We start from the raw sequence: 19019 nt of genomic DNA, 5'->3' as shown, positions 1-19019 counted from the left end.
CGGCGGTACGACCGCGCTGGCCCAGTTCCGTACCCCGGGCAGGACCACCGGGGCGGGGGGGGGCCGGGGGGCCGGCGGGGGGGGCCGGGGGGCGGCGCGCGGGGTCGCGGGCGCGCACCACCTCACCAACGGGTTCGCCGGGAAGTCCCTGGCCGCCGCGCAGGACGCGGTGGCGGGGGCCGACGGGCTGATCGTCGTCACGCCGGTGTTCAGCGCCTCGTTCAGCGGGCTGTTCAAGTCCTTCTTCGACGTGCTGGACAAGGACGCGCTGACCGGCAAGCCGGTGCTGATCGCCGCCACCGGGGGCACCGGCCGGCACTCCCTGGTGCTGGACCACGCGCTGCGGCCGCTGTTCGCCCACCTGCGGGCCGTGGTGGTGCCCACCGGGGTCTACGCCGCCTCGGAGGACTGGGGGGCCGAGGGGCTGGCCGAGCGGATCGAGCGGGCCGCGGGCGAGCTGGCCGTGCTCATGGCGGCGCGGCCCGCGGCCGCCGCGGCCCCCGCGGGCGGGCCCCGGGGCGTGCCGTTCGAGGAGCGGCTCGCGCGGCTCGGCGCCACCGGCACCTGACACGGGGCACCGCTGTGACGGTGAGAGCGCGGTAAAAAGGGTGATCGTCGGCCCGCCGGGCCCGGCGGAACCGCCGGAGGGCTTGGCAGACTGGGGACGTGCCCCAGACTGTGCTGCTCGCCGAAGACGACCGTGCGATCCGTCATGCCCTCGAGCGTGCCCTGACGCTCGAGGGCTACGAGGTGACGGCCGTCGCCGACGGGATCGAGGCGCTGGCCCAGGCGCACCGGACCCCGCCGGACGTCCTGGTGCTGGACGTGATGATGCCGGGCATCGACGGGCTCCAGGTCTGCCGGGTGCTCCGGGCCGAGGGCGACCGCACCCCGATCCTCATGCTCACCGCGTTGGTGGAGACCGCCGACCGCATCGCCGGTCTGGACGCGGGCGCCGACGACTACGTGGTCAAGCCCTTCGACGTGGAGGAGGTCTTCGCCCGGCTGCGGGCGCTGCTGCGCCGCACCAGCCCGGTGCCGGCCGGCGGCACCGGGGCCGCGCCCGCCGCTGACGGCGGCCGGGACGCGCAGGCCTCCGACCGCCAGGTGGGCGCCGCGGGCATCCGGATGGACCTGCAGGCCCGCCGCGCCTGGCGGGGCGGCCGCGAGCTGGAGCTGACCCGCACCGAGTTCGAACTGCTGGAACTGCTGGTCCGCAACGCCGGGATCGTGCTCGACCACTCCACCATCTACGACCGCATCTGGGGCTACGACTTCGGCCCCGGCTCCAAGAACCTGGCCGTCTACGTCGGCTACCTGCGCCGCAAGCTGGACGAGCCCGGCGCCCCACAGCTCATCCACACCGTGCGGGGCGTGGGTTACGTGCTGCGGGAGGACTAGTGCCGCGTAGGCCGAGGTTCGCCCGGTCGCGGCGCCCGGCGGGCACTCCCGCCGCGCCGGCCGAAAGCCCGGGTACACCCGGTACGAGGGCTTCCGGCCGGCATGCCGAGAGCACCCACCGGACGCCGCACCTCGACGGGCGGGCCATGGCCGACGCGGCAGCGGTGGGCCCCGGCCCGCGGACCGGGGCGGGTCCCCGGCCCAGGCTGGTCTCCCTGCGGACCACCTTCGCGGTGTCCTTCGCCGCCGTCACCGCCGCCGTGACCGTCCTCGTCGGCATCCTGTCCTACAGCTCCGCCGCCCGCCTGGTCCGGGTCGACCAGCAGTCGGTGTTCACGCAGGTCGTGTCCGACGTGCGGGACGAGGTGCGGCAGCACGCGATGGCGCCGGAGGACTTCTCCTCCTCCCGGCCCGGTCACGACCTGGTCCGGCCGGCCCGGACCGACGTACAGGTGCTGGGCGCGCGCGGGGAGGTCGCCGACCACGGCAGCCCGGTGCTGCCGGTCACCGCCCGGGACCGGGCCATGTCCCGGGCGCGGACGGCGGGCCGGGTGGTCGAGCACAAGGACGTCCGGGTCGGCGAGGACCTGTTCCGCGTCGCCACCGTCTCGCTCGGCGCCGGCAAGGGCGCGGTGCAGGTCGCCCAGGAGTTCAGCGACACCGAGGACCTGCTGCGTGCGCTGCAGCAGCGCACGCTGATCCTGATGTCGGCGGTCGTGGTCGCCGCCGGCCTGTTCGGCTGGTGGCTGGCCCGCCGGATCACCCGGCGCCTGATCGTCCTCACCTCGGCCGCCGAGGACGTGGCCCGCACCCGCCGGCTGGGCATCGAGGTGCCCGTCGCCGGGCTGGACGAGGTGGGCCGGCTCGGCCGCGCCTTCGACCGCATGCTGGGCCGCCTGGCCCAGTCCGAGGAGGACCAGCGGCGGCTGGTCCAGGACGCGGGGCACGAGCTGCGGACCCCGCTCACCTCCCTGCGCACGAACATCTCGCTGCTGCGCAGGATCGACGAGCTGCCGTCCGCCACCCGGGAGGAACTCGTCGCCGACCTCACCCAGGAGGCCCGGGAGCTGACCGACCTGGTCAACGAGCTGGTCGACCTCGCGGCCGGGCAGTCCGACAGCGAGCCGCCGCAGCAGGTGGACCTGGCCGACATCGCCGAGGACGTGCTGGGGCTGGCCCGGCGCCGTACCGGCCGCGAGATCGTGCTGCGCGCGAGCGGTGACACGCGTACCGACGGGCGGCCCGGGATGCTCCAGCGGGCCCTGTCCAACCTGGTCGAGAACGCGGCCAAGTTCGACCGGGGCGGCCAGGGGCCGATCGAGATCGCCGTCACCGGTCCGGTGCGCCCGGGAACCGTCCGGGTCGAGGTGCTCGACCGGGGTCCGGGTATCGCCGACGGCGACCTCATCCGCATCTTCGACCGCTTCTACCGGGCCGCCGACGCGCGGTCCCTGCCGGGCTCGGGCCTGGGCCTGTCCATCGTCCGCGAAGTCGCCATGGCCCACGGAGGGGCGCCTTTCGCCTACCGGCGGGAGGGCGGCGGAGCGGTCATCGGGTTCACGGTCGGGGGCGGGATCGTGGGGAGCGGGGCCGCGTGAGGGCCGAGCCCGGGGGCACCGCGGGTGGCTGCCGTCGCCGGGTGCCGGTGCCCCCTGCATCGGCGGCCCGCCGCCGGCCGCCCGCGCACCGTGCCGCGGACGGCGGGGTGCGGTGCGCGCGGCCACCCGGATCGCCCGCATCGGGGCCGGGATAGGTTGTCGTCATGCCCGAACTCGGTTCCGTACGCTGGCCACCCGCCCCGATCGAGACCGGACGGCTGGTGCTCCGCGAGCCCGAGGCCCGGGACCGCGCGGCGTTCGTCGAGCTGCTCAGCTCGCCGGAGGTGCACACCTATCTCGGTGGCCCCCGCCCGCGTGACGAGTGCGAGCGCGTGCTGCCGCAGGCGCCCGAGCGGCGCCCCGGCCTCTTCGTGACCGAGCTCGACGGGGCGATGGTCGGCATGGTCGAGCTCAAACCGCACGGCGCGAGCGGTTCGGGGCACGCCCGCCGGGATGTCGCGCGGACCGAGATCGGCTACCTGTTCCTGCCGCGCGCGTGGGGCCGCGGCTACGCCGCGGAGGCGGGCGCCGCGGCACTCGGCTGGTTCTCCGGCGCGCTCCCCGGTGAGCCGGTGGTGCTCTGCACGCAGACCGCCAACGACCGCTCGATGCGCCTGGCGGCGAAGCTGGGGTTCACCGAGGTGCAGCGGTTCGAGGCGTGGGACGCCGAGCAGTGGATGGGCGTGTGGTCCCCGCACGACGGGCCCGGTGGCGCTACGACCGGCCCCTGAGCACCGGCAGGGTGAGGAAGCCCTCCGCGCGGGCGCTGGCCAGGCCGATGCGGGGGATGTCGCTGCTCTTGGCGAACAGCAGGAAGCGCGGTTCCCACAGCGGGCGGTACTTGGCGTTGGCGCGGTAGAGGGACTCGATCTGCCACCAGCGGGAGAAGAAGGTGAGGACCGAGCGCCACAGGCGCAGCACCGGGCCCGCGCCGAGACGAGAGCCCCGTTCGAAGACCGAGCGGAACATGGCGAAGTTCAGGGACACCCGCCGGATGCCCGACTCCTCGGCACGCAGCAGGAGTTCCACCACCATGAACTCCATCAGGCCGTTCTCGCAGGCGCGGTCCCGGCGCATCAGGTCCAGCGACAGGCCGTGTTCTCCCCAGGGGACGAAGCTGAGCAGCGCCCGGGGGACGTCGTCCCGGTCGCGGCACTCCAGCATCACGCAGCGGCCGTCCCCGGGGTCGCCGAGGCGGCCCAGGGCCATGGAGAAGCCGCGCTCGGTGGCGCCGTCGCGCCAGTGGTCGGCGCGGTCCACGAGGAGGGCCATCTCGTCGTCGGGGATGTCCTCGTGGCGGCGGACACGGACGGTGTAGCCGGCCCGGAGGACCCGTTTGTGGGCCTGGCGGACCGCCCGCATGGCGCGGCCCTCCAGGGTGAAGTCGGTCAGTTCGACGATCGCCTCGTCCCCCAGTTCGAGGGCGTCCATGCCGTGCCGGGCGTAGACCGTGCCCGCGTCCTCGCTCGCGCCCATGACGGCCGGGGTCCAGGCGTGCCTGCGGGCCTCGGCGAGCCAGGCGTCGATGGCTCCGGGCCAGGCCTCGGGGTCCCCGATGGGGTCGCCGGAGGCCAGGCTGACGCCGCCGACGACGCGATAGGTGACGGCCGCCTTGCCGCTCGGCGAGAAGACGGCGGCCTTGTCCCGGCGCAGCGCGAAGTAGCCGAGGGAGTCGCGTTCGCCGTGCCTGTCGAGCAGCGTGCGCAGCCGCCGCTCGTCCTGCGGGCCGAGCAGGCACGCGCCGCGCGGGGCGCGGAAGCAGGCGTAGAGGACGAGGAGGAACGTCGCGGCCATCAGGACGTTGACGGTCATGTCCGCCCAGCGGGGGGCGTCCACGGTGCCGACGCGGTCGGCGAGCGGGCCGACGCTGATGCCGCGCAGCAGGGTGTAGGAGATCTCGTCCTGGAGGGTGGCGCCGGGGATCCGGTTCGTCTCACGCACCAGCAGCGTGCCGAGCGTGGCGGCGACCAGGGCGCCGCCGGCGCCGACGGCGAGGGCGAGGCGCGGGTTGGAGCGGTCGCCGATGGCGTCGAACTCGCGCCGCGCGAGCAGCAGGGCGGCCACGAACAGGCCGGTGAGGGCGGCCGAGAGCCAGTTGAAGACGTGCTCGCGGTAGGGGGCGCGGGTGAGCGCGAGGGCGTAGAGGCAGAGCAGCGGGCCGGCGAGGATGAGGTTGAAGACCCAGGCGGCGCGTTTGCGGCGGCGCATCACCACGGCGAGGAAGAGGGCGAGGAACGCCGAGACCAGGCCCGCGGTGGCCAGGTACGGCGTGAAGAAGGAGCCCACGTTGTGCTCGTGCACCTCCTCGCGGAAGGGCAGGGAGAGCACCGCGAGGAGGTTGAGGGCGGCCTGCAGCCGCAGGTACCAGACGGTGGACGCCGCCGCCCGCTTCCTCAGCCGGCCGTCGCCGGCCGGCGGGGCGGGGGAACCGGCGCGGGGGGCGCGCCGGGCGGGAGCCTGCGGGGAGTCCAGGCTCGGCTGTCGTGCGGGCATGGTGACGGGCGCCTTGGGGGAGGGGACGGGGCGCCGCCGACCCTACAGCTCGTAGGGTAACGCGCGTGCAAAGGTGCGCACATGCGGTGCACAGGTTCTCATCCGGATTCGTCCGTGCCGCGCCGGGCCACCGCCAGCGTCCAGGCGAGGTTGCCCACCGCGGCCCCGGCCGTCACCGCGGCGACGATCACCCCGCCGGTGGCGAGACCGTCGCTGAACAGGTGCGGACGCCGGTCGAGGCTGTGCAGACCGAAACCGCACAGCTCGTAGACGCCGACGGCGGCCACGGCGAGGCTGACGACCAGCACGGCCAGCGTCGGGGCGAGTCCGCGTACGGCGAGCCGCGCGGCCGGGGCCGGCTCCGTGTGTGTGTCCCGCATGATGCCCCCGATGAACTGACGTGTGGCCGTTGGCGTTCGGGCACCCACGATATGGCCGGCGCGTGCCCGCCGTCGCACGAGGCGGCGGCACGCCGGCCCGCCCCGGCCACGCCGGGCGCGCGCACCGCCCGCCCGGATCCGACGTCAGTACCGCAGCGCCGCGTTGACGACGGCGTGCACGTCGCCGGACAGCTTGCGGTTGCTCTGCACGGTGGCCTCGCCGGTGGAACCGGCCGCCACGTCCTTGACCGTGACCACGGCCACGTCCTGCAGTTTGCCGTTCTTGTCGTCGAAGTTGACCTGGACGGCGAAGGACTTGGTCGAGGACGCGGTGTTCCTGGCGCTCACCTTGACGGTGACCTTGCCGTCGCTGCCGGTCGCCGCGGTGCCGAGCGTGACGTCGTCCTTGGCCTTCACGCCGTTCTTGACGCCGTCGAGCTTCTGCCGGGCCTCCGCCGAGGCCGAGGCCAGTGCGTCGGATCCCTTCGAGGCGAGTGAGGAGGCGGCGGAGGAGGCCGCCGAGGCCGCCTTGCTGGCGGCGTCCGAGGCCTTCTGGGAGTCGCTGTCCGAGCAGCCCGCCGCCGCGACCGCGACGGCCCCGGCGAGGACCACCCCCGCCGCTGCCCGTGTCCATCTGCCAGTCATGGTCCGCCTCCAGAGAATTCCCCGAACGGGCTTTCCTCCCAGTGAAGAGGCGGTCACCGGGAACTGCATCCCGAACGGGGACCCGAGGGCCGTCTCCCCGGAGCCTTCCACCGCGGAGCCCTTGGGAGTGCGGGGCCCGCGGGCGGATGCTGCAATGGCTGGGGGAGGGGCGCTGCCGGGCACGGGCCCGTGAGCGCGACAACCCCGGCCGACACGGGAGGAACGGTGCCGTGACGCCGCCGCCGGATCCGTCCACCGCCCCCGCCGCCGGCACCCAGCCGGAAGAGGCCGACCGGCTGCGCGAGTTGCTGCGCTCACGGCCCTACCAGAAGGCTCTCGTGCTGTCGGCCGTCATCGGCGTCCCGGTCTCGCTGGCCGCCTTCTTCTTCCTCGTCGCGCTCCACGAACTCGAACACCTGCTGTGGGCCGCCCTGCCGGCCGAGTTCGGCATGAGCGTCCCCCCGTGGTGGTGGCCCCTGCCGCTGCTGACCGTCGCCGGCCTCGCCGTGGGTGTCGTCGTCACGCGGCTCCCGGGCGCCGGCGGTCACATCCCCGCCGGTGGCCTGCACACGGCCGGTATGGCCCCGGCAGCCCTGCCCGGGGTGGTCCTCGCGGCCCTGGCGAGCCTGCCGCTCGGCGCCACCCTCGGCCCCGAGGCTCCGCTGATCGCGCTCGGCGGCTGCCTGGCGCTGTGGTTCAGGAACCTCGCCCGGACCCCGGGGACCCCGCAGGGCGCGGCCCTGCTCGGCGCGGCCGGTGCCGCCGCCGCCCTGTCCGCGATCTTCGGCAACCCGCTGGTCGCCGCCGTCATCCTGATCGAGGTGGCCGGGGTGGGCGGCCCGCAGCTCTTCGCCGTCATGCTGCCGGCGCTGCTGTCCAGCGGGATCGGGTCGCTGGTGTTCACCGGCTTCGGCCGCTGGACCGGCCTCACCACCGGCACCCTCTCCGCGAAGGTGGGCCTCCCCTTTCCCCGGCTGGACGCCGGGGACGTGCTGTGGGCGGTGCTGATGGCCGTCGCCGTCGCCGCCGCCGTCCACCTGACGCTGTCCGCCGGGCGCCGCGCCGCGGTCTTCGTCGCCACGGGCCGGCCGGTCCTCCGCACGGCGCTGTGCGCCCTGGCCGCCGGAGGGTGCGCAGCGGTGTACGCGCTGGCCGTCGGCCGGTCCCCGGCCGACGTGGCCTCCTCCGGCCAGGCCACCCTGGCCCAGTTGGCCGCCGACCCGCACGCCTGGGGCGTGGGGGCCCTGGTCGCGGTGCTGCTGTGCAAGGGCGTGGCCTACGCGCTGTGCCTCGGCAGCCTGCGCGGCGGACCGATCTTCCCCGCACTGTTCCTCGGCGCCGCCCTGGGCGTGCTGCTCGCCCCGCTGCCCGGCCTCGGCGTCGTGCCCGCGATGGCGGCGGGCATGGCGGCGGCGTCGGCGGCCGCGCTGCGGCTGCCGGTCAGCTCCGTGATCCTGGTCGTCCTGGTGCTCGGCAGCGCCGCGATGATCCCCGTGGTGATCCTCGCCGCCGTGGTCGCCTTCGTGACGGCCGAGCTGCTCCCGCCCGGCCGCCCCGTGCCGCCGGTGGGCGGCCCGGCCGGCCCACCGGACGCCCGGCCCGCCGCCACCTGGGACGACGAGCACGCCACCGGACCACGGCGGAGGAGCCCCCGATGACCTCGCACGAGCGGCCCGCCCCCGGCCGGACGGCACCGGGCACCCTGACCGAAGCGGCCTTCCGGGACCTGTACCGCCGGTTGCGGGAGCCGGCCCGGGAGGCGGCGGAGCAGGGGCGGGGGGCGCTGGACCGGCTCACGCCCGAGCGGGTGGCGGCCGCCGCGGCCGGGGTGCGGTCCGGGCGCACGGTGTCGCTGGCCGCGCCCGTCGAGACCGCGGCCGCAGCGGACAGCCCGGAGCCCGCGACCCACCGGATGACCGCGCCGGCCCGGCAGGAGCGCGACGAGCCCGGGCTGCACTTCGCCCGCGACCGGTTCGCCATGAACGTGCACGGTGACGTCGACAGCCACCTCGACGCGCTGTGTCACGTGATCTTCGACGGGGAGCTGTACGGCGGTGTCCCGGCGAGCACCGTGACCCCGGACGGCGCCGGCGCGCTCACCCTCGACCTGGCGCGGGACGGCCTGGTCGGCCGCGGTGTCCTGCTGGACATCCCCCGGCTGCGCGGTGTGCCCTGGCTCGAACCGGGCGAGCAGGTGACGGCCGAGGACCTCGCCGCGGCGGAGACCGCCCAGGCGGCGCCGGTCGGGCCGGGCGACCTGCTGCTGGTCCGGGTGGGCCATCGGCTGCGCCGCCGCACTCTCGGCGCCTGGGACGTGACCCGGGCCAGGGCCGGCCTGCACCCGGAGGCGATGGACTTCCTGGCCGAGCGGCAGGTGTCGGTCCTGGGGTCGGACGGCAACAACGACGCGGCGCCCAGCGCGGTGAGCGCGGTCCCGTTCCCGGTGCACGTCCTCGCCGTCAACGCCATGGGGGTGCACCTGCTCGACTACCTCGACCTGGAGGAACTGGGCACGGCGTGCGAGGAGACCGGCCGCCGGCACTTCCTGTGCGTGGTCGCCCCGCTGCGGCTCCCCGCCGCGACCGGCTCACCGGTGAACCCGATCGCCGTGCTGTGAGCGGCCGCCCGGCGCGGGTTCGCTCCGGGTGCCGCGTCACCGCACGGCGCGTACGTTCGAAGAGGGAAGGCCCGCGACGGCCGCGGACGAAGAGCGAGGACGGTGGTTGCCGTGGACGCCCAGAACTCCTACGACGTCATCGTCATCGGTACCGGTGCCGGCGGCGGCACGCTCGCCCACCGCCTCGCCCCCTCCGGCAGACGCGTGCTCATCCTCGAACGCGGGGACTACCTGCGGCGCGAGCGCGACAACTGGGACTCCACGGCCGTGTTCGTCAAGGGCAAGTACCGGGCCCCGGAGTTCTGGCTCGACCGGCACGGCGAGGAGTTCCCGCCCGAGGTGAACTACTACGTCGGCGGCAACACCAAGTTCTACGGCGCCGCCCTGTTCCGGCTGCGCACCGAGGACTTCGGCGAACTGCGCCACCACGACGGCATCTCGCCCGCCTGGCCCATCGGTTACGACGACCTGGAGCCGTACTACACCCAGGCCGAGCACCTCTACCTGGTGCACGGACGGCACGGCGAGGACCCCTTCGAAGGGCCGAGCAGCGCCCAGTACGCCCATCCGCCGGTCGAGCACGAGCCGCGCATCCAGCAGTTGAGCGATGACCTGGAGAAGCAGGGACTGCACCCCTTCCACCTGCCGATCGGGGTGGACCTCACCCAGGACGAGAACGGCCGCGCCACGCACGCCAGTGCCTGCATCCGCTGCGACCGGGTGGACGGCTTCCCCTGCCTGGTCCGCGGCAAGTCCGACGCCCAGGTGATCTGCGTGGAGCCGGCGCTCGCCCACCCCAACGTGGAGATGGTGACCAACGCCCGGGTGACCAGGCTGGAGACGGACCCCACCGGGCGCAGCGTCACCTCCGTCGTCGCCCGGCTCCCCGGCGACGAGGAGGCCCGGTTCTCGGCCGACGTGGTGGTCGTGGCCTGCGGGGCCGTCAACTCCGCCGCCCTGCTGCTCGCCTCGGCCAACGACCGGCACCCGCGCGGCCTGGCGAACAGCTCGGACGTCGTCGGCCGGCACTACATGCGCCACAACAACCTGGCGCTGATGGCCGTCTCCAAGGAGCCCAACGACACCCGCTTCCAGAAGACCCTCGCGCTGCACGACTGGTACCTGGGCGCGGACGACTTCGAGTTCCCGCTCGGCGGGATCCAGATGCTCGGCAAGTCCGACGCCGAGCAGATCCACGGTCAGGCCCCGCGCTGGGCCGGGGCGGTGTCGCCGGACATGCCGTTCGAGGTGCTGGCCCATCACGCCGTCGACTTCTGGCTGTGCGGCGAGGACCTGCCGCTGCCGGACAACCGGGTCACCCTGGAGAGCGACGGCCGGATCCGGCTCACGCTCGACGAGTCCAACAACGTCGCCGGCCTGAAGCACCTGCGGCACAGGCTGCAGCACATGCTGGGCCGGCTCGGCATGCACGAGCACCGGTTGCTGTCCCGCAGCATCTACCTGCACAAGGGCATGCCGATCGGGGCCACCGCCCACCAGGCCGGCACGGTGCGCTTCGGCACCGACCCGGCGTCCTCGGCGCTCGACCTCCACTGCAAGGCCCACGACCTGGACAACCTGTACGTCGTCGACACGAGCTTCTTCCCGAGCATCGGCGCGGTCAACCCGTCCCTGACGGCCATGGCGAACGCCCTCCGGGTGGGCGACCACCTGCTGGAGCGGCTGGGCTGACCCACCGCCCGGGCGGGCGTCCGACCGGGCGAAGATCCTCGGCCGCGCAGCGCAACGCGGTCCGCCCCGACGTGCCGGTCGTGCCCGCCGGTGCTTGGCTGACCAGGAACCTCCGGGCCTCCGGCCCGGCCGGGCCGGGCACGCAGGCAAGGAGCAGGGCATCGTGAGTTCCACCGAGGGCGCACCGCGGGACGTGATCCCCGCACATCTGCTGAAGGGCCAGAAGGCGCTGGTCACCGGCGCGAACTCCGGGATCGGCAGGGCGACGGCCGTCGCCCTGGGCCGGGCCGGGGCCGACGTCGTGGTGAACTACGTGTCCGGCCGCGAGGAGGCCGGACAGGTGGTCGAGGAGATCACCGGGCTCGGGGTCAAGGCCGCCGCGTACGAGGCGGACGTGTCCCAGGAGGACCAGGTCGTCGCCATGATGGACCGGATGGTCCAGGAGTTCGGCACGATCGACATCCTGGTCGCCAACGCGGGACTGCAACGGGACGCCGCGCTCACCGACATGACCCTCGCCCAGTGGCAGAAGGTCCTCGACGTCAACCTCACGGGGCAGTTCCTCTGCGCCCGCGAGGCGACCCGGGAGTTCCTGCGCCGCGGCGTGGTCCCGGAGGTGTCCCGGGCGGCCGGGAAGATCGTCTGCATGAGTTCGGTGCACCAGCTCATCCCGTGGTCCGGGCACGTGAACTACGCCTCCTCCAAGGGCGGCGTGCAGATGATGATGGCGACCCTCGCCCAGGAACTCGCCCCGAAGAAGATCCGGGTGAACGCGGTCGCCCCCGGAGCCATCAGGACCCCCATCAACCGCGCCGCCTGGGAGACCCCCGAGGCCCGGCAGGACCTGCTGCGGCTGATCCCCTACGACCGGATCGGCGATCCCGAGGACATCGCCAACGCGGTCGTGGGCCTCGCCTCCGACCTCATGGACTACGTCGTCGGCACCACCCTGTACGTCGACGGCGGCATGACGCTGTTCCCGGGCTTCGCCACCGGCGGCTGACCCGCCTCACCCGCGTCGGCTCCCGGAAAGGCGCACATGCACACGCTTCTGTCACTGGCGGACGTGCCCCCGCAGACCCTGCCGGCCCGCTCGATGATGGCCTTCACCCTGGCCTCGCACATCATCCTGGTGCCCATGGGCGTCGCACTCCCGCTGATCACGCTCATCATGCACGGCTACGGGTTGCGCCGGAACGACGCGACCGCGCTGCTGCTGGCCCGGCGCTGGTCGGCCGTCATGGCGGTGCAGTTCGCCATCGGGGTCGTCACCGGCACCGTGCTGTCCTTCGAGTTCGGGCTGCTCTGGCCCGGCATGCTGGGCCGCTGGGGCGACGTCTTCGGCATCGGGTTCGGCGTGGAGGCCTGGGCCTTCTTCCTGGAGGCCGTGCTCATCGCCGTCTACCTGTACGGCTGGCGCAGGCTGCCCTCCCGGACCCACTTCCTGCTCGGCCTGCCGCTGCCCCTCGCCGCCCTGCTCGGCGCGTTCGGCATCCTGGCCGCGAACTCCTGGATGAACACCCCGCGCGGCTTCACCCTCGACTCCGCCGGCAACCCCGTGGACGTGAGCGTCTGGAAGGCGATCTTCACGCCGATGTTCGGCCCGCAGTACTGGCACTTCGTCGTCGCCATGTTCGTGACGGCCGGCTACGTCGTGGCCGGTGTCTACGCGGCCGGATGGCTCCGGGGCCGCCGGGACCGCTACCACCGGCTCGGCTTCGCCGTCCCCTTCACGCTCGCCGCCGTCTTCACCCCGGTGCAGTTCGTGCTCGGCGACTCCATCGCCCGGCAGGTCTTCCACAAGCAGCCGGTGAAGTTCGCCGCCATGGAGATCGTCTGGAAGACCGACACCCACCAGCCGGAGTACATCTACGGGCGGCTGCACACGGACGGCAGCGTCTCCGGCGGCATCCGGATCCCCCAGCTCGACTCGATCCTCGCCGGCTTCCGGCCGGACACCAAGGTCACCGGCCTCACCTCGGTGCCCGCCGACGACCGGCCGACGGCCGCCCAGGCCACCATCGCCCACTTCGCGTTCGACACCATGGTCTTCATCGGCTCGCTGCTCGTCCTGCTCGCCCTCTGGTACGCCGTCGTGTGGCTGCGCCGCCGCCGGCTGCCGGCCTCGCCCTGGTTCTACCGTGTCGCGGCGTGCGCGGGCGTGGCCTCCGTGGCCGCGGTCGAATGCGGCTGGATCACCACCGAGGTGGGCCGCCAGCCGTGGATCGTGTACCAGAACATGCGTGTCGCCGAGGCGGTGACGTCGACGCGCGCCGGCGGCCTGTGGTTCATGTTCGCCCTGGTGATCGTGGTGTACGTGTTCGTCTTCGGATCGTTCCTGCTGGTCCTGCTGAAGATGCGCTCCCGCTGGCGGACGGCGGACACCACGGCCGGCCCGCCGCCGGAGACACCGGAGGCCGACACCCCGTACGGGCCGCGCTCCGCCGGGAGGTTCCTGTGATCGCCGGGGTCATCGCCGTCGTCCTGCTGCTCGCCGTGGCGGCCTACGCCTGCGGCGGCGGCACCGACTACGGCGCCGGCTTCTGGGACCTGACGGCGGGCGGCGCCGAGCGCGGCAGACGCCCGCGCTGGCTGATCGACCACGCGATGGCTCCCGTCTGGGAGGTCAACAACGTCTGGCTGATCTTCGTCCTGGTCATCATGTGGACCGGTTTCCCGGTCCTCTTCCAGCAGGTGTTCGTCACGATGTGGCTGCCGCTGGCGCTGGCCGCCGTGGGCACCGTGCTGCGCGGCGCCGGTTTCGCCCTGCGCAAGCCGGTCCGCAGGCTGGCCGGGCGGCGCCTGTACGGGGCCCTGTTCGCCGTCGCCTCGCTCCTGACGCCGTTCTTCCTGGGCGCCGCCGCCGGGGGAGTCGCCTCGGGCCGGGTGACCTCGACGACGACCGCGTCGACGGACGCCTGGGCCAACCCCACCTCACTGCTGTTCGGGCTGCTCGCCATCGCGGCCACGGCGTCGCTCGGCGCCGTGTTCCTCGCCGCCGACGCCCGGCGCTTCGCCGCGCCGGACCTGGACGGCTACTTCCGGCGGCGGGCCCTGGGCGCCCTGGCCGCGCTCGCCGTGCTCGCGGTGATCACGCTGGTCGTCACCCACGGGGACGCCCCGTACGTGTGGCACGGACTCACCCACGGCGTCGGCCTGTTCTTCGTCGTCGTCGCGGCGCTGGGCACCGCGGCCACCGGATGGCTGCTGACGCGCCCGTCCGGGGCCTGGTCGCGGGTGACGGCGGTCGGCACGGTCGCCTCCGCCATCGTCGCCTGGGGCATGGCGCAGCGTCCCTACCTGGTGCCGACCTCGCTGACCGTCGCCGAGGGCGCGGGCGCGCACACCACCCTGCGCTGGCTGGGCTTCGTCACCCTCGTCGCCCTCGTGCTCGTGATCCCCGCGGTCGTCCTGCTGTACTGGCTGGACACCCACGGCGAGCTGGAGAGCCTCACCGACGCGGACCTGCGCGGCGCCGGCACCGGTGACGAGGGCTGACCCGGTGGCCGGCCCGCACCCTCAGGCGGGCGCCGGGTGAGCGCGGACGACATCCTGCTGGGCCTCGGGCTGACCGTCGCCCTGGCCGTCGGCTGCCAGATCCTCGCGAACCGGCTGCGGATCCCGGCCCTGATCCTGCTGCTGCCCGCCGGGTTCGCCGCCGGGGCCCTGACCGACGACATCCACCCCGACCTGCTCCTGGGCCCGGCGTTCTCCCCGCTGGTGTCCCTGTCCGTGGCGATCATCCTGTACGACGCCGGGCTGGGGCTCGACCTGCGGCACCTCAAGGGCGCGACCCGCAAGGTCGTCGTCCGGCTGATGGTGCTCGGGGTGGTGCTCACCTGGGGGGCCGTCATGGGCGCGGCACCGGCCCTGTTCGGGGTACCGGTGGCCGTGGCCAGCATGATCGGGGTCATCCTCGTGGTGTCCGGGCCGACCGTCGTCGCCCCCCTGCTGGAGCACGTCCGGCCGTCGGACGGGGTACGCCGTGTCCTGATGTGGGAGGGCTCGCTGATCGACCCCGTCGGCGGCATCCTCGGCGCGGTCGTCTTCCACTCCATCGTCTCCGGAGGACTGCGGAGCGGGAACTTCCACCTCGACGTGTTCTTCGCCGGTGTCACCGTCGGGCTCCTGGGCGGGGCGGTCGGCGCCGCGCTGCTCTGGTTCGCCCTGCGGCGGCTCGAACTCGGCGAGACACTCGGCACGCTGGCCCAGCTCGCCGTCGTCGTCGCGGTGGCCGCGGGGTGCGACGCGGTGTACGACGACACCGGCCTGATCGCCGCGATCGTCACCGGACTGACCGTCGCGAACCTGCCCGGCCTCGACATGCCCGCGCGCCGGCCGTTCTTCGAGACCCTCGTGCAGTTGATCATCGGCCTGCTGTTCGTCTCCATCTCGGCCACCGTGACGCCGAAGTCGCTGGTCCCGGTGCTGCTGCCCACACTCGTGCTCGTCGCCCTGCTCGTGCTCGTGGTCAGACCGCTGGTGGCCCTGCTGTCCACCCTCCGGACCGAACTCACCGCGGGCGAACGCGCCTTCACCGGCTGGATGGCCCCGCGCGGCATCGTGGCCGCCTCCACCGCCACCACCTTCTCCGCCTCGCTCGGCGCGGCGGGGCTGCCCGGTGCCGGGAAGATCCTCCCGGTCACGTTCCTGGTGATCGTGGGAACCGTCCTGGTCTACGCGCTCACCGCGAAGCCCGTCGCCCGCAGGCTCGGTGCCGGCCGGCCGGCACGGGCGCGCCCGCTGCTGGTGGGCGGCGACCCCTGGGTCGTCGGTCTCGCCCGGACGCTGCGCGCCGCCGGTGCCGACGTGCTGATGTGGGCGGGCGGCGCGCACGAGCGCGAACGGATCGAGGAGGCGGGGATCGAACTGGTCACCGGGGAGCTGATGGCCACGGCCACCGACCCCCGGGGCCGACTGGAGGGCGTCACCTCGGTCTTCCTGTTCACGGCCGACGACGACTTCAACGCGCTCGCCGCGGTCGTCATGGCGGACAGTGTCGAGGGCCCGGTCTACCGGGTCGGGCCGCCGCCCGGCGGTGAGGGTGTGGTCGCCCCCTACACGGCCGGGCACACCCTCTTCGGCGGGCGGCTGGTCCGGCACGCCGTAGCCGAACGGTACGAGCGGGGCGCCCGTTTCCGGGTCCAGCCGGCGTCGGCGCCCCGCCCGCCCGGGCACGACGCCCTGTTCGTCGTGCGACCGGGCGGCGGGCTGGAGCCCGTCACCGGGTCCGTGCCGCCCGCCGGCGCGGCACCGGACGGCACCCTCGTGCTCCTCGGCCCCGTGCCACCGCCGGGCTGAACCCGCGCCGCTACCGGGACGCCAGGGCGTCGTTCAGGGTGAGTGCCGCGTCGATGAGCGCGAGATGGGTGAACGCCTGGGGGAAGTTGCCCAGTTGACGGCCCGTCGGGTCGATCTCCTCGGAGTACAGGCCCAGGTGGTTGGCGTACCCCATCATCTTCTCGAAGACCAGCCGGGCCCGGTCGGTGCGCCCGGCCCGTGCCAGCGCGTCGACGTACATGAAGGTGCACAGCGAGAAGGTGCCCTCCGAACCGCGCAGGCCGTCCGGCGAGGCCTCGGGGTTGTAGCGGTAGACCAGGCTGTCGCTGACCAGTTCCTGCTCCATCGCGTCGAGCGCCGACGTCCACAGCGGGTCCTCGGGGGTGATGAACCCGACCGTCGACATGCGCAGCAGCGAGGAGTCGAGCACCTTGCTCCCGTAGTGCTGCACGAAGGCCCGGCGTTCGCCGCTCCAGCCCCGGGTCATCACCTGATCGTAGATCGCGTCGCGTTCGCCGGTCCAGCGCTCCGTCGCGCCCGGCCGGCCCTGCGACTCGGCCAGCCGCAGCGCGCGGTCGAACGCCACCCAGGACATGACACGGCCGTAGGTGAAGTGCCGGCGGCCGCCGCGCGTCTCCCACAGGCCCTCTCCGGCCTGGTCCCAGTGGTCGACCAGCCAGTCGAGGTTGGTCAGCAGCGAGGTCCAGCCCTGGTGCCCCAGCCTGATCCCGTGCCGGTGCGCGAAGTGGATGCTGTCCAGTGCCTCGCCGTAGATGTCGAGCTGGAGCTGGGTCGCGGCGCCGTTGCCGATGCGCACCGGGGCGGAACGGGCGTAGCCCTCCCAGTGCTCCAGCAGTTCCTCCTTCAGGTCGGAGGAACCGTCGACCCGGTACATGATGTTGAGCGGGCCCGAGTCCCCCTCGCTGCCGGCCCGTTCCCTCACCCGGTCGCCCAGCCAGTTGATGAACGCCTTCGCCTCCTCGGTGAACCCCATGCCCAGCAGGGCGTACACGGAGAAGGAGGCGTCACGGATCCAGGTGAACCGGTAGTCCCAGTTGCGTTCGCCGCCCAGTTGCTCGGGGAGCGCCGCCGTCGGGGCGGCCACCAGGGCACCGCTCGGGGCGTACGTCATGAGCTTCAGCGTGATCGCCGAGCGTTCCACCGTCTCCCGCCAGCGCCCCGTGTACTGCGACTGGCCGAGCCAGGAACGCCAGAAGCCGATGGTCTCGTCGAACAGCTCCTGGTACTGCGCGAGCCGGATCTGCCTGGGCGGTCCGTCGGCGGCCGACTCCAGCACCAGACCGCGCTGCCGGCCCGCCTCCAGGGTCAGTGTGAAGTGCAGGTCGTCGCCGCGGTCCGTGAGGACGTCCACCAGCCGCTCGTCCTCCGGCTCACGGATGGGATGGACGGTGAGTACCGTGCCGTCGTCCGCCGCGAACAGCGCGCCGTGCTCGGTGAGGTGCAGCCGGTGGGCCGTCCGGCCGTAGTTGAACCGCGGAGCGATCTCGATGTCGAACGTCATGGCGCCGCGCACACAGCGCACCAGGCGGACCAGCCGGTGGTTGTCCGTGGCCGTCCGCCCCGTCACCGGCATGAAGTCCAGGACCTCGCCCGCCCCCGCCTCGGTCATGAACCGGGTCACCAGGATCGCCGTGTCGGGGAGGTAGAGCTGCTTGGTCGCGTACGTCGCGTGGGCCGGCCGCACCGTGCAGCGGCCGCCCTTGCCCTTGTCGAGCAGGGCGCCGAAGACGCTGGGCGAGTCGAATCGGGGGAGGCAGAGCCAGTCGACCGTTCCGTCCGTGGTCACCAGGGCCGCCGTCTGCAGGTCGCCGAGCAGGCCGTGGTTCTCGATCAGGGGGTAGTCGTCCATCGGGGCACCCCTTCCGGCGCGCGATTCACCCGAACGGTCACTCCTTCGATCAGCCTAGGACGGACCACCCCCGCCCGCGCTCCGGCCGGTGGCGGCCCGGCGGGCCGCGCGGTGCCACAGGCGCCGCTGCAGACGCAGGGTGAGGACGCCGACGACCACCAGGACCACCACGTTGAGCAGCAACTGCAGCAGCGACCCCCGGGCCTGGCCCCAGTCGGCGAAGGCGAGCGAGACGGCGACGTCCGAGGCGGCGGGGATCGTGGTCACGGAGATGAACACCCCGAGCAGGGCGCTGCCGCGTGCCTCGGCGAGCGAGACGATGCCGACCACACCCGCGAGCACGGCCACGGCGACGGAGAAGAAGTCCGGTGTGTCGATGAGGTGCGAGACGGGCCGCAGCCCGAGCGCGAAGGCGGTGGACTGCAGGCCGAACGCCCGCGCCAGCGCGGCGAAGCCCAGCGTGACGACGATGGCCAGCAGGAACCCGGTCGTCAGGGCCCGTGTCCCGTCCCGGACCCGGCGGCGGTTTCGGCGGTCCAGCCCGAGGGCGATACTGGTGATCGCGTTGTACTCGGGGCCGACCACCATCGCCGCCACGATCAGGATCTGCGAGTTCGTCATGATGCCGACCGAGCCGATGATCCCGGCGACGGCCAGGAAGAGGTAGAAGGACGGGGGATAGGTCCCGGCCGCCCGGATGTGCGCCTCGACCGACGCCCACAGGGGCGCCTGGACGAGCGCGCCCGGCTGCTCGGCCTCCAGGCGGTCGGCGTGCCGCGAGAACATCATGCCGACGTCGTCGACGGCGATCGCCCCCGCGCGGTCGACGCCCAGCCCGCGAAGCTGCTCCAGCACGCCGTTGGCGGCGCCTTTCACCACGTCGCACTCGACCGCGTCACCGTCCGGAACCCGCGCCGCCCGCACCACCACGAGGTTGAGGACGCGGTCGTGCGAGGCGAGCAGGCCGACGACCGGCGCGGTGAGCGACGGCGGCATCACCATGCGGAAGTGGATCAGGTCCATCCGTACCCTCCTGGGAGGCG

16 protein-coding genes are annotated in these 19019 nt (G+C 73.7%); 11 read left to right on the top strand and 5 right to left on the bottom strand.

Annotated features, from left to right (window positions below; all coding sequences use genetic code 11):
- The first annotated feature begins 16 nt into the window (after positions 1-16).
- The 4 genes from MXD57_RS15210 to MXD57_RS15195 all read left to right on the top strand — a co-directional run bounded on the left by MXD57_RS15210 (position 17) and on the right by MXD57_RS15195 (position 3730).
- A complete protein-coding gene (locus MXD57_RS15210; RefSeq protein WP_250401959.1) occupies positions 17-568 on the top strand; it encodes a CE1759 family FMN reductase in 552 nt (183 codons plus the stop codon).
- 98 nt (positions 569-666) lie between these two features.
- Positions 667-1401, top strand: a complete 735-nt coding sequence (locus MXD57_RS15205) for a response regulator transcription factor (RefSeq protein WP_250401951.1) — start codon at positions 667-669, stop codon at positions 1399-1401.
- Between the two features lie 146 nt (positions 1402-1547).
- Entirely contained in the window at positions 1548-2999 is a 1452-nt protein-coding gene (locus MXD57_RS15200; protein WP_250401950.1) for a sensor histidine kinase, read from the top strand.
- 164 nt (positions 3000-3163) lie between these two features.
- Positions 3164-3730: a GNAT family N-acetyltransferase gene (locus tag MXD57_RS15195; RefSeq protein ID WP_250401949.1), complete on the top strand. Its 567-nt coding sequence runs from the start codon at positions 3164-3166 to the stop codon at positions 3728-3730.
- Here the strand turns inward: MXD57_RS15195 and MXD57_RS15190 are convergent.
- From MXD57_RS15190 to MXD57_RS15180, 3 genes are all read right to left on the bottom strand, one after another.
- Positions 3714-5492, bottom strand: coding sequence for a phosphatidylglycerol lysyltransferase domain-containing protein (locus tag MXD57_RS15190; protein WP_250401948.1), 1779 nt, complete (start codon positions 5490-5492; stop codon positions 3714-3716). The two genes, MXD57_RS15195 and MXD57_RS15190, sit on opposite strands and share 17 nt — an antisense overlap.
- 98 nt (positions 5493-5590) lie before the next feature.
- Entirely contained in the window at positions 5591-5872 is a 282-nt protein-coding gene (locus tag MXD57_RS15185; RefSeq protein ID WP_250401947.1) for a hypothetical protein, read from the bottom strand.
- Positions 5873-6016: 144 nt separating this feature from the next.
- Complete coding sequence (locus tag MXD57_RS15180) at positions 6017-6517, bottom strand: hypothetical protein (protein ID WP_250401946.1); 501 nt, start codon at positions 6515-6517, stop codon at positions 6017-6019.
- Positions 6518-6747: 230 nt separating this feature from the next.
- Between MXD57_RS15180 and MXD57_RS15175 the strand changes: the two genes are divergently transcribed.
- From MXD57_RS15175 to MXD57_RS15145, 7 genes are all read left to right on the top strand, one after another.
- Positions 6748-8175 carry a chloride channel protein gene (locus tag MXD57_RS15175; RefSeq protein WP_250401945.1) on the top strand — a complete coding sequence of 476 codons (1428 nt, stop codon included), beginning with the start codon at positions 6748-6750 and terminating at the stop codon, positions 8173-8175.
- Entirely contained in the window at positions 8172-9134 is a 963-nt protein-coding gene (locus MXD57_RS15170; RefSeq protein ID WP_250401944.1) for a cyclase family protein, read from the top strand. The genes MXD57_RS15175 and MXD57_RS15170 overlap by 4 nt, the downstream gene beginning before the upstream one ends.
- Positions 9135-9245: 111 nt before the next feature.
- Complete coding sequence (locus MXD57_RS15165; RefSeq protein WP_250401943.1) at positions 9246-10826, top strand: GMC oxidoreductase; 1581 nt, start codon at positions 9246-9248, stop codon at positions 10824-10826.
- A 163-nt stretch (positions 10827-10989) separates the two neighbouring features.
- On the top strand, positions 10990-11829 hold the full coding sequence (locus tag MXD57_RS15160) for an SDR family oxidoreductase (RefSeq protein WP_250401942.1): 840 nt from the start codon (positions 10990-10992) through the stop codon (positions 11827-11829).
- A gap of 36 nt (positions 11830-11865) precedes the next feature.
- Entirely contained in the window at positions 11866-13287 is a 1422-nt protein-coding gene (locus MXD57_RS15155) for a cytochrome ubiquinol oxidase subunit I (RefSeq protein WP_250401941.1), read from the top strand.
- A complete protein-coding gene (locus MXD57_RS15150) occupies positions 13284-14324 on the top strand; it encodes a cytochrome d ubiquinol oxidase subunit II (RefSeq protein ID WP_250401940.1) in 1041 nt (346 codons plus the stop codon). Before MXD57_RS15155 ends, MXD57_RS15150 begins: the two co-directional genes overlap by 4 nt.
- A 36-nt stretch (positions 14325-14360) precedes the next feature.
- Entirely contained in the window at positions 14361-16127 is a 1767-nt protein-coding gene (locus MXD57_RS15145) for a cation:proton antiporter (protein WP_250401939.1), read from the top strand.
- A 10-nt stretch (positions 16128-16137) separates the two neighbouring features.
- On the opposite strand, the gene MXD57_RS15140 is transcribed toward MXD57_RS15145, so the two are convergent.
- Together MXD57_RS15140 and MXD57_RS15135 are read right to left on the bottom strand one after the other, a co-directional pair.
- A complete protein-coding gene (locus tag MXD57_RS15140; protein ID WP_250401938.1) occupies positions 16138-17976 on the bottom strand; it encodes a glycoside hydrolase family 15 protein in 1839 nt (612 codons plus the stop codon).
- A 54-nt stretch (positions 17977-18030) separates the two neighbouring features.
- Positions 18031-18999 (bottom strand): DUF389 domain-containing protein, encoded by a 969-nt coding sequence (locus MXD57_RS15135; RefSeq protein WP_250401937.1) that lies wholly within the window; start codon positions 18997-18999, stop codon positions 18031-18033.
- Between the last annotated feature and the right edge of the window lie 20 nt (positions 19000-19019).

It is taken from the genome of Streptomyces cellostaticus (assembly GCF_023630175.1).
Taxonomy (GTDB): domain Bacteria; phylum Actinomycetota; class Actinomycetes; order Streptomycetales; family Streptomycetaceae; genus Streptomyces; species Streptomyces cellostaticus_A.
The sequence above is the reverse complement of the archived record's forward strand: the minus strand, read 5'-3'. Positions and strand labels throughout refer to the sequence as shown.